The sequence below is a fragment of the Roseivivax sp. GX 12232 genome (genome assembly GCF_021272185.1).
GTDB lineage: Bacteria > Pseudomonadota > Alphaproteobacteria > Rhodobacterales > Rhodobacteraceae > Roseivivax.
Genome location: NZ_JAJSEC010000004.1, coordinates 25057 through 38339 on the forward strand (window position 1 = coordinate 25057; position 13283 = coordinate 38339).

Annotated in this window: 12 protein-coding genes; 7 read left to right on the forward strand and 5 right to left on the reverse strand. The window is 69.8% G+C overall.

Annotated elements, in window-relative coordinates; genetic code table 11:
* Positions 1-176 precede the first annotated feature (176 nt).
* Genes LR948_RS08580 through LR948_RS08590 form a run of 3 tightly spaced genes read left to right on the forward strand, consistent with a single transcriptional unit; the run spans position 177 to position 3192 of the window.
* On the forward strand, positions 177-755 hold the full coding sequence (locus tag LR948_RS08580; RefSeq protein ID WP_232753591.1) for a GbsR/MarR family transcriptional regulator: 579 nt from the start codon (positions 177-179) through the stop codon (positions 753-755).
* Between the two features lies 1 nt (position 756).
* Positions 757-2166 carry a cytochrome ubiquinol oxidase subunit I gene (locus LR948_RS08585; protein WP_232753592.1) on the forward strand — a complete coding sequence of 470 codons (1410 nt, stop codon included), beginning with the start codon at positions 757-759 and terminating at the stop codon, positions 2164-2166.
* A gap of 15 nt (positions 2167-2181) precedes the next feature.
* A complete protein-coding gene (locus LR948_RS08590) occupies positions 2182-3192 on the forward strand; it encodes a cytochrome d ubiquinol oxidase subunit II (RefSeq protein WP_232753901.1) in 1011 nt (336 codons plus the stop codon).
* 108 nt (positions 3193-3300) lie between these two features.
* Here LR948_RS08590 and LR948_RS08595 read toward each other — a convergent pair whose 3' ends face one another.
* From LR948_RS08595 to LR948_RS08610, 4 genes are all read right to left on the reverse strand, one after another.
* Positions 3301-4620, reverse strand: a complete 1320-nt coding sequence (locus tag LR948_RS08595) for a TRAP transporter large permease subunit (protein ID WP_232753593.1) — start codon at positions 4618-4620, stop codon at positions 3301-3303.
* Between the two features lies 1 nt (position 4621).
* Positions 4622-5194 (reverse strand): TRAP transporter small permease subunit, encoded by a 573-nt coding sequence (locus LR948_RS08600; RefSeq protein ID WP_232753594.1) that lies wholly within the window; start codon positions 5192-5194, stop codon positions 4622-4624.
* 66 nt (positions 5195-5260) lie between these two features.
* Positions 5261-6268, reverse strand: a complete 1008-nt coding sequence (locus tag LR948_RS08605) for a TRAP transporter substrate-binding protein (protein ID WP_232753595.1) — start codon at positions 6266-6268, stop codon at positions 5261-5263.
* A 28-nt stretch (positions 6269-6296) separates the two neighbouring features.
* Positions 6297-6797, reverse strand: a complete 501-nt coding sequence (locus LR948_RS08610; RefSeq protein WP_232753596.1) for a gluconokinase, GntK/IdnK-type — start codon at positions 6795-6797, stop codon at positions 6297-6299.
* Between the two features lie 101 nt (positions 6798-6898).
* Between LR948_RS08610 and LR948_RS08615 the strand changes: the two genes are divergently transcribed.
* On the forward strand, positions 6899-7945 hold the full coding sequence (locus LR948_RS08615; RefSeq protein WP_232753597.1) for a LacI family DNA-binding transcriptional regulator: 1047 nt from the start codon (positions 6899-6901) through the stop codon (positions 7943-7945).
* A 9-nt stretch (positions 7946-7954) separates the two neighbouring features.
* Here LR948_RS08615 and LR948_RS08620 read toward each other — a convergent pair whose 3' ends face one another.
* Positions 7955-8650, reverse strand: coding sequence for a GntR family transcriptional regulator (locus tag LR948_RS08620; RefSeq protein ID WP_232753598.1), 696 nt, complete (start codon positions 8648-8650; stop codon positions 7955-7957).
* A gap of 206 nt (positions 8651-8856) precedes the next feature.
* On the opposite strand from LR948_RS08620, the gene LR948_RS08625 reads away from it, so the two are divergent.
* The 3 genes from LR948_RS08625 (at position 8857) to LR948_RS08635 (ending at position 13240) form a co-directional block, all read left to right on the forward strand.
* Positions 8857-10968: a hypothetical protein gene (locus LR948_RS08625; RefSeq protein WP_232753599.1), complete on the forward strand. Its 2112-nt coding sequence runs from the start codon at positions 8857-8859 to the stop codon at positions 10966-10968.
* Positions 10969-11033: 65 nt separating this feature from the next.
* Positions 11034-11876 carry a glycosyltransferase gene (locus LR948_RS08630; RefSeq protein ID WP_232753600.1) on the forward strand — a complete coding sequence of 281 codons (843 nt, stop codon included), beginning with the start codon at positions 11034-11036 and terminating at the stop codon, positions 11874-11876.
* Complete coding sequence (locus LR948_RS08635) at positions 11873-13240, forward strand: oligosaccharide flippase family protein (RefSeq protein ID WP_232753601.1); 1368 nt, start codon at positions 11873-11875, stop codon at positions 13238-13240. The genes LR948_RS08630 and LR948_RS08635 overlap by 4 nt, the downstream gene beginning before the upstream one ends.
* Positions 13241-13283 lie beyond the last annotated feature (43 nt).

The following is a 13283-nucleotide window of genomic DNA, read 5'->3' on the forward strand; positions in this document are numbered from 1 at the left end:
CCCTCTCCGCCCCACAGCCAGCCCCCGCTCCCACCAGCCCAAAACCACCCCCACCCCCGCCGAACCCCGCACATACCGGCCCATGCGGCATCCGGTCGCTTCCGGGCGGGCGGGCCTTCACCGGCACATCGCAGCCCTTATATGAGTTTCAGAAATTTCTGAAATCGAGGAAAGCCATGGGGCGCGTCGAAAAAGAATTCATCCTGCACTTCGGTGAAATGGGCTCCCGCTGGGGCATCAACCGCACCGTGGGCAAGATCTACGCGCTCCTCTTCATCAGCGAGGAGCCGCTCTGCGCCGACGACATCTGCGAGCGGCTGGGCTTTTCGCGATCCAATGTCTCGATGGGCCTCAAGGAGCTGCAGGCCTGGCGGCTGGTGAAGCGCGCCGACCGCGACGACGACCGGCGCGAGTTCTTCACCACGCCCTCGGACCTGATGGCCATCGTCCGCACCCTGGTCGAGGAGCGCAAGAAGCGCGAGATCGACCCGACGCTGACCAAGCTGCGCGAGCTCGAGATCGAAAGCGCCGAGGACGGCCGCTCCGACAGCTACGGGGCCACCCGCATCACCGAGCTGCGCGAGCTGATCGAGAGCCTCACTGCGCTCTACGACGATCTGGCCCGGATCGAGACCGAACGGCTGGCCACCCTGCTGAAGGCCGGCTCCACCCTGTCGAAACTCGTGACCGCCACCGGCCGCGTGATCCCGCTGCGCAGCCGCACCGACGGTCCGGAGGCCAAGGAGGTCCGCTGACATGATGGACACCTTCCTGCTGTCGCGAATCCAGTTCGCGGCCAATATCTCGTTTCACATCCTGTTCCCGACGATCACCATCGCGCTGGGCTGGATGCTGCTGTTCTTCAAGCTGCGCTTCAACGCCACCGGCGAGGAGCGCTGGATGGACGCCTACCGCTTCTGGGTGAAGGTCTTCGCCCTGTCCTTCGCGATGGGCGTCGTCTCGGGCATCACCATGTCCTTCCAGTTCGGCACCAACTGGCCGGGCTTCATGGAGAGCGTCGGCAATATCGCCGGGCCGCTTTTGGCCTACGAGGTGCTGACGGCCTTCTTCCTCGAGGCGGTCTTCCTGGGCATCATGCTCTTCGGCTTCCGCAAGGTGCCGGGCTGGGTGCACACCACGGCGACCTTCCTCGTGGCCTTCGGCACCACCATGTCGGCCTTCTGGATCATCGTGCTGAACTCCTGGATGCACACGCCCACCGGCTTCGAGATGCGCGAGGGCGTCGCCCATGCCACCGACTGGCTGGCGATCATCTTCAACCCCTCGATGCCCTACCGGCTGGTGCACATGCTCCTGGCCTCGGGCCTGACCGTGGCCTTCCTGATCGCCGGCATCTCGGCCTTCCGCTGGATCATCGGCGACCGCGGCGCGGAGGTGCGCACCACCCTGCGCACGGGTCTGATCACCGGCGCGGCGCTCATTCCGCTGCAGATCCTGGCGGGCGACCTGCACGGGCTCAACACGCTCGAGCATCAGCCGGCCAAGGTCGCCGCCATGGAGGGCAACTGGGAGACCGGCCCGAACGTGCCGCTGGTGCTCTTCGCGATCCCGAACGAGGAGACCCGCTCGAACGACTTCGAGATCGGCATCCCCAACGGCGCGAGCCTGATCCTCAAGCACAGCGCCGACGGCGTGGTGCCCGGCCTCAACGACTTCGTCACCGAGGAGGGCGAGGTGCTGCACCCGCGCGTGGCCCCGGTCTTCTACGGCTTCCGGGTCATGGTCGGCACGGGCTTCGCCATGCTGGCGCTGACCTGGGGCGCGCTGGCGCTCATGGCGCGGCGGCGGCCGGGCGCGACCGGCGGCTGGCTCGAGACCCGGCGCGGGCTCGACGGGCTGCCGAAGCCGGTGATCTGGGCGGCGCTCGCCATGACCTTCTCGGGCTGGCTCGCCACGCTCGCGGGCTGGTATGTGACCGAGATCGGCCGTCAGCCCTGGCTGGTGACCGGGGTGCTGCCCACCGAGGCCGCGGTCGCCGATGTCGCCCCCGGCATGGTCGTCTCGACGCTGCTGGTCTATCTGGCGATCTACCTGGTCTTGACGCTGGCCTATGTCGGCGCGCTCTTCCACCTCGCGCGGAAGACCGCCGGCAAGGACCAGACCCCGGAGCGGCCCGCCGCCCCCAGCCTGCAACCCGCCGAATAAGGAGGCCCTGCGATGATGACGCTCTTTGGCGATCCCACCCTCTGGCTGCCGGCGACCTTCGCGGCGCTGATGGGGCTGTCGATCCTGATCTACGTGGTGCTCGACGGCTTCGACCTGGGGGTGGGGCTGCTCTCGCCCCTGGCCACCGAGAGTGAGCGCGACCGCATGGTCGCCTCGATCGGCCCGTTCTGGGACGCCAACGAGACCTGGCTGGTGCTGGCCATCGGGCTTCTCCTGGTGGCCTTCCCGACCGCCCACGGGCAGATCCTCTCGACGCTTTACCTGCCGGTGGCGGTCATGCTGGTCGGGCTGATCCTGCGCGGGGTGGCCTTCGAGTTCCGCGTCAAGGCGCCGATTACCCAGAAGCGCAACTGGGACTGGGCCTTCTTCGCGGGCTCGGCCCTGGCCTCGCTCTCGCAGGGCTACATGCTCGGCGCCTACGTCCTGGGCCTGGCGCCCGGCCCGCTGACCTGGGCCTTCGCGGCGCTGACGGCGGTCTTCCTGACCGTGGCCTATAGCTTCATCGGGGCGACCTGGCTGATCTACAAGGCCGAGGGGGCGCTGCAGAAAAAGGCCGTGGCCTGGGCGCGGGGCGGCATCTGGGGGCTGCTTGGCGGGTTGGCGGCGGTCTCCATCGCCTCGCCCATCGCCTCGGCGCGGATCTTCGAGAAGTGGTTCTCCTTCCCGGAGATCGTGCTGCTCGCACCCATGCCGCTGGGCTTCGCGCTGATCGCCGCACTCCTTGTGCTGGCGCTGCGGCGGCTGCCGACCTCGGACGACAGCTGGGCCTGGTTCCCCTTCGTGGCGACGGTGGCGCTTTTCTGTCTGGCCTTCGTGGGGCTTGCCTATTCCTTCTATCCCTACGTGGTGCCGGACCAGCTGACGATCTACGAGGCCGCCGCCGCGCCCGAGAGCCTGGCGATCATCCTCGCCGGCACGGTTTTCGTGCTGCCGGTGATCCTGGGTTACACGGCGCTGGCCTACACGATCTTCCGCGGCAAGGCGGGGCTTCTGAGCTACGACTGAGGGCGGGCCTGCGGGCCCGGCCCCCCCAGAAAGGAAACGCGGCGCTCCGGGGTCCCGGGGCGCCGCGTTTTTCATTCCGAACCCTGCGCCGCGGCGCCAGGGCTACCCTTACCGGCCGGTGATGCCCGGGAAGGCGATCAGCATCGCCAGCGCCAGGATCTGCAGGCAGATGAAGGGCAGGAGCGACTTGAAGATCTCGCCCAGGCTGATCTCCGGCGGGGCCACCGACTTCAGGTAGAAGGCCGCCGGGCCGAAGGGCGGAGAGAGGAAGCTCACCTGCATGTTCATGCAGAACAGCACCCCGAACCACACCGGGTCATAGCCCAGGTCGGTGATGATCGGCACGAAGACCGGCATGGCCAGAAGCGCGATGCCCACCCAGTCGAGGAACATCCCCAGGAGGAACAGGATCGCCATCATGAAGAGCAGCACGTAAAGCCGGTTGTCCGAGATGTTGGTGACCAGCGACTGGATGAAGTCGAGCCCGCCCATCAGGTTGAAGACCCCGACCAGCGCCGAGGCGCCGATGCCGATCCAGACGATCATGCCGACGGTGCGCAGGGTCTGCATGGCCGCGCCGCGCAGCAGCTCCAGCGTGAATTCGCCGCGCAGCATGGTCGAGACCATGACGCCCAGGACGCCCACCGCGGAGGCCTCGGTCACGCTGGCGATGCCGCCGTAGATCGAGCCAAGCACCCCGATCACCACGAGGATCGGCAGGATCAGCCCGCGCAGGAGCTTGAGCTTCTCCGACAGCGGCGTGTCGTCGTCGGCGGGCATGGCCGGCGCGATGGCGGGGTTCAGATAGGCCCGGACCAGCACGTAGGTCACGTAGAAGCCGGCCAGCATCAGCCCCGGCAGGAAGGAGGCGGTGAACAGGTCGCCGATCGAGACATTGGCGGTTAGGCCGTAGATGATCAGCACGATCGAGGGCGGCACCATGGTGCCGAGCGCCCCGCCCGCGCAGACCACGCCGATCGCGAGGTTGCGGTCGTAGCCGAGCCGCAGCATCTGCGGCAGCGCGATGAGGCCCAGGAGCACGATCTCGCCGCCGATGATGCCGGACATGGCGGCCAGGATCACCGCGACGATGATGGTCTGGATCGCCACACCGCCGCGCAGCCGCCCGCCGACGAGCTTCATCGCGTCGAAGAGGTCGCGGGCGATGCCCGATCGGTCGAGGATCGCTGCCATCAGCACGAACATCGGCACCGAGACGAAGACGAAGCTCGAGACGAAGGAATAGACCCGGCTGGTGATCAGCGGCACCGCCATGGGCCCGAACCAGCCGAGCGCGAAGATCAGCGCAACGAGCAGGGTCACGAAAGCCAGCGGGATGCCGGTGACCAGAAGCACCAGCAGCATGCCGAACATCAGGTAGGTGGCGGTCTCGACGCCCAGCCCCTGGAGAGATCCGAAAAGCTCCATCTCAGCGCTTCCCCCTGGCGTAATTCACGGTGAGGATCAGGAACTGCAGCGCCATCACCGCGAGCACGGCGAGCAGGAAAACCTTCATCAGGCCGGGATAGACCGGGTCCCAGGCGCTGCCCGAGCGCTCCAGCCGGAACTCGCCCGAGGGCGTGAAGGCGGCGCGGCTGACCATGATCCAGGCGGCATAGGCGAACATCGTCGAGGCCAGCGCGCAGACCGCCGAGATCGCCACGTCGAGCCAGCGCCGGGCGCGGGCGGGAATGGCGTCGTAGATCAGCACCACGCGGATGTGGCTGTCGCGGGCGACGCAATAGAGCCCGCCGTAGACGAAGGCCACGCCGGACAGGAAGATCGTCGTCTCATGCGCCCAGGTGGTGGGATTGTTGAAGAAGTAGCGCAGCACCACTTCCTGGATGAGGATCAGCATCGCGATCACGATGCCCGCGGCAAAGACGATGCCGCCCCTTGAGATCATCCGCCCGAGCAGCCCCGCCTCGGGGATCGGCCCGCCCTCGTCGCGGTGGCCGGTGTCGGCGCCGGGATGGTCTTGATCGTCCTTCTGGGTGGTCATGCGATACCCTCCTCAACTGCAAAGGCCGGCCCCGATGCGGAGCCGGCCCCTTGCCTGGGTATGAACTTACATCAGGCCTTCTTCGGCCAGGTAGGCGGTCAGCGCGTCGTAGACCTTCTGGGCGTTCTCCGAGCGCTCGGCGACCTTCTCCCATTCGCCCTGGGCGATCTGGCGGAACTTGGCGCGCTCTTCGGCGGGCCAGTCGTGCACGGTCACCTCGCCGCCGGCCTTGGCCTCGGCCACCGCGGCCTCATCGGCCTCGCGCAGGGTTGCGACCTGCATCTGCGAGAACTCCTGGACCGACTCCGACAGCGCCTGCTGGTGCTCTTCGGAGAGGTTGTCCCACTTCTGCTTGTTCATCGAGATCTCGACGAGCGGCATGGAGTGGAAGCCCGGGTAGACCGGGTGCGGGGCGACGTCATGCATGCCCTGCGCCTGGTTGGTCGAGAAGACGGTGTAATCCGCCGCGTCGATCACGCCCTTGTCGAGCGAGGTGAAGACCTCGGAGCCGGGCAGGTTCACCGGCGCCGCGCCGGCGGCCGCGAAGACCTGCTGCACGAGGCCCTCGGGGGCGCGCATCTTCAGGCCCTGCAGGTCGTCCACACCCTCGAGCGGCACCTTCGAGACGAAGGCCTCGAGGCCCGGGGTGGTGGCGCCGATGAACTGCAGACCATAGGGGTTCACCAGCTCGTTCATCAGCTCCTTGCCGCCGCCTTCATACATGAAGGTCAGCATTTCCTGCGGGTCGCCATAGGCGCCCACCGGGTTGGCGATCAGGCCGAAGGCCGGGTCCTTGCCGGCGAAATACGAGGTGTCGGTGACATGGCCGTCGAGGATCCCGGCGGCGATGGCGTCCTGCGTCTCGTTGTGCGCGACGATGGATTCCACCGGCAGCAGCTCGACCTCGATGGCGCCGTCGGTCTTCTCCGAGACGCTCTCGGCCCACTTCTGCTGAAGCTGGAAGTTGGGGTTGCCCGCGGGGTCCGAGGACTGGAAGCGCAGGGTCATCTCCTGGGCCATGGCCAGGCTCGATGCGCCCATGGCGAAGACTGCGGCAAGTGTCAGGGTTTTCATGGTTTTCCTCCCAAAGTGAAAAATACCGTCACGCCGGGCGGCGTGAACGGGTGGCGAAAGCGAAGCCCGTATCGGCCATCCGGCCGAGCGGTTCGGTGATCTCGAGGGTGAGCACCCCGTCGCCCTGGGGCGGCTCGAGGTCGGCCAGCTGGCTGTCGATCAGGCTGGCGGGCATGTAATGCCCCTCGCGCGCGGCCATGCGGCCGGCGATCAGGTCCCGCGCGCCCTGCAGGAAGACGACGTCGAGCGGCCCGAGCGTCTCGGAGAGCCGCTGCCGATAGGCCGCCTTCAGCGCCGAACAGGCGATGACGCTCGGCCCGCCGGTCGCCGCGGCGGCGGCGCCGACACGGTCGAGCCAGGACCAGCGGTCGTCGTCGCTCAGCGCGGCGCCGCTGGCCATCCGGGCGATGGCCTCGGGGGAATGGTGGTCGTCGGCCTCGATCAGCGGGCGTTGCATGCGGTCCGCCAAGAGCGCGGCAAGGCTCGACTTGCCCGTTCCGCAAATGCCCATGACCAGTAGATGCCGCACGTCTGACCCTCCCTCTTTCGCTGCCAAACGGCATATGACAGCGCTGTCATGGGTCTGATGCTTATTGACAGCGCTGTCATTCGTCAATGATTGTCTTTCCCATGCCGAAGCACCCCAGTGACAAGACCGGAAAACCCGGGCGGCGCGTGACCTTGGCGGATGTCGCCCGCGAGGTCGGCGCCTCCACGATCACCGTGAGCCGCGCGCTGCGCCGCCCCGAGATGGTCTCGGAGGGGCTGCGACAGCGAATCGCCGCGGCGGTCGAGACCCTGGGCTACCTGCCCGATCCCGCCGCCCAGGCGTTGGCCTCGCGGCGCAGCAACGTGATCGGCGTGCTGATCCCCTCGGTCACCAACAACGTCTTCTCCGACGTGCTGGCCGGGCTCTACGACACCGTTGGCGGGACCGCCTTCAACGTGCAGCTCGGCAATACCCGCTACCGCGCCGAGGTCGAGGAAGAGCTGATCCGCATCTTCCTCAGCCAGCGGCCGGCGGGGCTGATCGTGGCGGGCATCGACCAGACCCCGGCCTCGCGGGCGATGCTGGCGCAGGCGGAATGCCCGGTGGTGCAGATCATGGAGCTGGGCGAGGACCCGGTCGACATGCTGGTCGGCTTTTCCCACCGCGACGCGGCGCAGGCGGCCACGGAACACCTGCTGGCCCAGGGCTACCGCGCGCCCGCCTTCCTGGGGGCGCGCATGGACCCGCGGTCCGAGCGGCGCCACGCGGGCTTCCGCGCGGCCCTGGCGGCGGCCTCACCTGAAGGCGCCGCGCCCGCCCGCGAGCTGACCACCACCGAGCCCTCCAGCGTGCGCCTCGGCGGGGTGCTCTTCGACCGCCTGCGCGAGCGCTTCCCCGAGACCGACGCGGTCTTCTGCAACAACGACGACCTGGCGCTGGGCGCGCAGTTCGCCGCGCAGCGCGCGGGCCTCAAGGTCGGCCCCGAGGTCGGCATCTGCGGCTTCAACGACCTCGAGGTCATGTCCGCGGCCCATCCCACGATCACCAGCGTGCGCACCTTTCGCCGCGAGACCGGCGAGACCGCGGTGCGCAAGGTGCTGGCCCGGCTCGCCGGCGAAGAGGCCGGGCCGGATGTCACCGATCTGCAGTGGAAGCTGATCCCGCGGTCGAGCACCGACCGGGGGTAGGGGCGGCGCTCAGCCCTTGTCGTTCGCCTCGCGCAGGGTCTTGCGGTGGAAGAGCTCCCAGTAGGTGCCTTCCTTGCGGCCGATGTGGTCGACCAGCACCTCGAGCCCGGTCTCGGCGTCGCCGCGGCGCACGCAGTCCGAGATGATCACATGTTCCTCGAAGGATTTTGCCATGTGGTCGATGTGCCGCCCGAGCCGGTTGCGCAGGGCCGCCATCTTCGGGCTGATCGCCGCATAGGCGCGGATCAGGAAGGGATTCTTCGAGCCCGCGACCAGCAGGTCGTGAAAATCCGTGTCGAAGGCGAGATAGGCCGAGGTGTCCTCCCCGGCGCGGGCGCGGCGCATGTCCTCGACGCAGGCCGAAAGCGCGGTGTGCAGCCCGCGCGGATCGGTGCGCAGCGCCACCTGCAGGGCCTGGGTCTCGATGCAGACGCGGGCATCGCAGAGCTGGCCCAGCTCGTCCGGGCCGACCTCGAAGACGAAACAGCCGCGCTGCGCCTCGACGCGCAGAAGGCCCTCGCTCTCGAGCCGGTTCACCGCCTCGCGCACCGGGGTGCGGCTGACCTCCATCTGCTTGGCGATCCGCGCCTCGGAGAGCTTCTGCCCCAGCTCCAGCTCACCGGAAATGATCCGCGCGCGCAGGCGCTCGGTCACGAGTTCGGTCAGGGATTTCGGACGGGCGATGCCGAGGGGCGAAGGTTCCATCAGCCGAAAGTATTACGCATGGGCCTTGCATACAACAGAGCACGGGCCCTGGTAACGCGCGCTTTATCGTCGCCCCCGGGCCCGCGGCCCCCTTGCCAGACCCAGCCTGTGCCAGACCCGGGCGGGGAATGTCCCGGCGCGGATTGCAGCCGCGGCGGCGATCCGCCTACACTCGCTCCGGTTTCAGTGCCCTGCGGAGCCCCGCCTTGTTCCTGTCCTTGCGTTCCTGCCTCGCCGCCTGCCTTGTCCTTCTGGCCCTGCCCGCGGGCGCGGCCCTGCGCGGCCCCGAGGGCGGCGCAGTGCCCGGGGCCGAAGCACCCGCGCCTGCGCCCGAGGCCCGGCGCCTGGCCCAGGCCGACCCCGAGCCCGCTGCCGCCGGGCCCGCGACGGGCGGCGCGCCCGCGCTGGCGCTCGGGCTCAACGGCGTCACCGACTGGTCGAGCCAGCATCCCTTCGTCGACATCTTCAAGACCTCGCGCGCCTGGATCGGCCATCTGCCCGGCCAATGGGGCGGGATCGAGGCCGAGGAGCTGCGCGCGGGCGGCCATATCGACGCCGCGGGCTGGCCGGTCTCCCTGCCGGACCGGGCCGAGCGGCTGGAGGCGCTGATCCTCACCGACCAGCCCGAGGAGGCCACGGGCCAGCGCGGCTATTACATCCTGACCCACGCCGGCCGGGGCGAGATCACCCTGACCGGTCGCGCCCGCCGGGTCGACGACAGCGCGCCCGGGCGGCTGCGCTTCTTCTACGAGCCGGGGCCGGGGGCCGTCGGCGTCTCGATCTCGGCGCTCGATCCCGAGGACCCGATCCGCGACATAAAGGTCTACCGCGAGGAACACGCCGCGCTGATCGAGGCCGGGGCGATGTTCAACCCCGCCTGGCTTTCCGAGGTCTCCGCGATGCGGGTGCTGCGCTTCATGGACTGGCAGGCCACCAATGATTCCACCCTGACCGACTGGGACGACCGCCCGCGCCCCGGCGATGCCAGCTACATGCCCTGGGGCGTGCCGCTCGAGGTGCTGATCCGGCTGGCGAACGAGGTCGGCGCCGATCCTTGGGTGAACGTGCCCCATGGCGCCTCGGACGGCTATGTCCGCGCCATGGCCGAGATGCTGCGCGACGGGCTCGATCCGCGGCTCAAGGCGCATGTGGAATATTCCAACGAGGTCTGGAACGAGATCTTCGAACAGGCGCGCTGGGCCGAGGCGCGGGCCCGCGACCTCTGGGGGCCGGGCGAGGACCTGAAGATGCAGTATTACGGCCTGCGCGCGGCCCAGGTCATGGACATCTTTGCTGAGGTCTACGGGCCCGAGCGCGCGACCCGGCTGGTCCGGGTCTTCGCCACCCAGACCGGCTGGATGGGCCGCGAGGCCCGGGCGCTGACCGCGCCGCTGGCCTATCTGACGCTCGGGCGGATGCCGCGGGACAGCTTCGACGCCTATGCGGTGACCGGCTATTTCCCGCATGGCGCCAAGAAGGACATCTGGTCCGACCTCTCCCGCGTGCTCGACGCCGCCGAGGCCGAGGCCCGCGCGGCGGGTGAAGCCGAGGGGCTCGCCCGCGTCGCCCTGCGCGAGCATATCCGCGCCACACGGTTCGAGGCCGCCTACCCGGTCTTCGCAAAGATGCTGGAGCCGGGCATCGACCTTCTGACCGAGGAGGTCTTTCCCTATCACGCCGCGGTCGCCGCCGAGGCGGGGCTCGACCTCATCATGTATGAAGGCGGCGCGCATCTGGTTGCCGCGGGCACCGGCCCGGACGAGGAGCGCATCGCCGAGTTCCTCGCGGGCTTTGGCCAGTCCGAGCCGCTGGCCGGGCTCTATACCCGGCTGCTCTCGGGTTGGGCGGCCTCGGGCGGGGTGCTCTTCAACGCCTTCGTGGACGTCGGCGCGCCCTCGCGCTGGGGCATCTGGGGCCACCTGCGGTTCCTCGGCGACACAAGCCCGCGCTGGGAGGCGCTGGGCGCCTATAACGCCGCCGGGCCCTTGCCCGACGCGCGCCCGGCCTCGGTCTTCGCCGATGGCGCGCTGGCGGCGGGCAGCGCGGGCGACGACGAGATGCGCGGCTCCTCCGAAGAGGATGTGCTGCTCGGCGGGCCGGGCGACGACCTGCTGATCTCGGGCGGCGGGGCGGACCTTCTGCACGGCGGGCCCGGCATGGACGAGGCGCGGCTGCCCGGCGCACGGGCCGATTACGCGCTGACCGAGGACGCCGCGGGCCGCACGCTGGCCACGGCGGGCTGGCGGCGGGTCACGCTGACCGGGATCGAGCGGCTGAGCTTCGAGGCGGAGCCGGGCGAGAGCTTGCCGCTGCCCTGAGGCGCGGGCATGCTCTGGCGCAACAGGAGGCAGGCGGGCGCCCGGCAGGGCCCCGGGCGGAGCGGATGACAGACACGGCAGCCAGGCTCAGCGTCATCGTGCCCGCCTCGAACGAGGCCGGGCGCATCGGCGCGTGCCTCGCCGCGCTCGCCGGGTCGAGCTGGCACCTGCCCGAGCCGCCCGAGGTCATCGTGGTCGAGAACGGCTCTACCGACGGCACCGCCGAGGTGGCGCGCGGGGCCGGCGCGGCGCTCGAGGCCCGCGGCTGGCGCTGCCGGGTGCTGGAGGCCGAAAGCCTCGGCAAACCCGCCGCTCTGAACGCCGGGGACGCCGTGGCCGAGGCGCAAGCGCGGCTTTACCTCGACGCCGATGTGACCGTGGCGCCGGACCTTCTGGAGGCGGTGGCCCGGGCGCTCGACACCTCGGCGCCGCGCTTCGTCTCGGGGCGGCTGCGGATCACCGCGCCCGAGAGCTTCGCCAGCCGGGCCTATGCGCGCTACTGGGCGCAGGTGCCCTTCATGGCCGAGACGGTGCCGGGCTGCGGGCTTTTCGCGGTCAACGCCGCGGGCCGCGCGCGCTGGGACACCTTCCCGGAGATTATCTCGGACGACACCTTCGCGCGGCTGAGCTTCGCGCCGGGGGAACGCCGGGCGGTCGCCGCGCCCTACGACTGGCCGGTGGTGGCGGGCTTCCCGGCGCTGGTGCGGGTGCGCGCCCGGCAGAACCGGGGCGTCGCCGAGGTGCATACCCGCTGGCCCGAGCGCGCGCGGAACGACGATCACCGGCCCTTTCCCCTGCACCGCAAGCTGCGGCTGGCGCTGGGCGACCCCGTGGCCTTCGCGGTCTATTCCAGCGTGGCGCTGCTGGCGCGGCTGAACCCGGGGCAGGGCTGGAGTCGCGGGCGATGAATGTCTTCGGCCTGACCCGGCTGCGCGGCAGCTCGCTCGGCGCGCGGGCGCTGCGCTCCTCGATCTGGACCACCGGGGCCTTCATGGCGAGCCAGGTGATCCGGCTCGGCGGCAACCTGGTCTTGACGCGGCTGCTTTTCCCCGAGGCCTTCGGCCTGATGGCGCTGGTCGCGGTGATCATGCAGGGGCTGGCGAATTTCTCCGACACCGGCGTCTTGCAATCGGTCATGCAAAGCAAGCGTGGCGAGGATCCGCGCTTTCTCGACACCGCCTTCACCATCCAGGCGATCCGGGGGGTGCTGCTGTGGGGGGCGGCCTGCCTCCTGGCCTGGCCGCTCGCCCTGGTCTTCGACGCGGCGCTGCTGACCTGGCTCCTGCCGGTCGCGGCCTTCTCGCTGGTCGTCCTGGGCTTCACGCCGATGCGCAGCGCCACCGCCCACCGGCATCTCCTGATCGGGCGGGTCGCGGGGCTGGAGCTGGCGGGCCAGGTGCTGGGGCTTGTCGCGGGCATCGCGCTGGCCTGGGTGACGGGCTCGGTCTGGGCGCTGGCGATCAGCGGCATCATCGGCGCCGTGGCGCATGTCTGGCTGAACTGGCGCTACCTGCCCGGCCACCGCGAGCGGCTGCGCTGGAACGCCTCGGCGGCGCGCGAGCTGACCAGCTTCGGCAAGTGGATCTTCCTGTCGACGATCTTCGGCTTCCTGACCGCCCAGGGCGACCGCATCCTGATCGGCCGGGCGCTCGCGCTCGGGGCCTTCGGGGTCTACAACATCGGCTACTTCCTGGCCTCCTTCCCGATGATGCTGGGCAAGATGGTCGCCGGGAAGGTGCTGATCCCGATCTACCGCGAGGCGCCACCCGCCGAGAGCCGCGACAATTTCCTCAAGCTGCGCCGGATGCGGGCGCTGGTCAGCGGCGGGCTGATCGCGCTGGTGGCGCTCCTCGGCGTGATCGGGATCGAGGTGGTGGGGCTGCTTTATGACGACCGCTACGCCGACGCGGGCCCGGTGACGGTGCTCATGGCGGTGATGTGGATCCCGCACATCCTGACCCTGACCTACGACCCCGCGGCGCTGGCGCGCGGCGACAGCCGCAGCTTCTGCCTGCTCATGGCGGGCCGCGCCGTGGCGGTCCTGGGCGCCGTCGCGCTGGGGCTGGAGCTGGCCGGCCTGCCGGGGGCGATCGTCGGGCAGGGTGTCGCGGGGGTGCTGATCTATCCGGGCGAGGTCTGGCTGTCGCGGCGGGCCGGGGCCTGGGACCCGCTGCACGACGCGACCTTCGGGGCGCTGGGCCTGGCGGTGGGCGCAGGCGTGATCTGGCTGCACGGCCCGGCGATCGCCGCCCTGGCCGCGGCGACAATGTGACGCCGGCCTGACAGGGCCCCGCCATTGCGCGTATGTTACCAGA

Bases quoted from the DNA above. Each gene is read 5' to 3' on its own strand.
- LR948_RS08605 (WP_232753595.1), bottom strand. From the start codon at position 6,268: ATGAAAACCCTGACACTTGCCGCAGTCTTCGCCATGGGCGCATCGAGC.
- LR948_RS08595 (WP_232753593.1), bottom strand. From the start codon at position 4,620: ATGGAGCTTTTCGGATCTCTCCAGGGGCTGGGCGTCGAGACCGCCACC.
- LR948_RS08630 (WP_232753600.1), top strand. From the start codon at position 11,034: ATGACAGACACGGCAGCCAGGCTCAGCGTCATCGTGCCCGCCTCGAAC.
- LR948_RS08600 (WP_232753594.1), bottom strand. From the start codon at position 5,194: ATGACCACCCAGAAGGACGATCAAGACCATCCCGGCGCCGACACCGGC.
- LR948_RS08615 (WP_232753597.1), top strand. From the start codon at position 6,899: ATGCCGAAGCACCCCAGTGACAAGACCGGAAAACCCGGGCGGCGCGTG.
- LR948_RS08580 (WP_232753591.1), top strand. From the start codon at position 177: ATGGGGCGCGTCGAAAAAGAATTCATCCTGCACTTCGGTGAAATGGGC.
- LR948_RS08635 (WP_232753601.1), top strand. From the start codon at position 11,873: ATGAATGTCTTCGGCCTGACCCGGCTGCGCGGCAGCTCGCTCGGCGCG.
- LR948_RS08620 (WP_232753598.1), bottom strand. From the start codon at position 8,650: ATGGAACCTTCGCCCCTCGGCATCGCCCGTCCGAAATCCCTGACCGAA.
- LR948_RS08590 (WP_232753901.1), top strand. From the start codon at position 2,182: ATGACGCTCTTTGGCGATCCCACCCTCTGGCTGCCGGCGACCTTCGCG.
- LR948_RS08585 (WP_232753592.1), top strand. From the start codon at position 757: ATGATGGACACCTTCCTGCTGTCGCGAATCCAGTTCGCGGCCAATATC.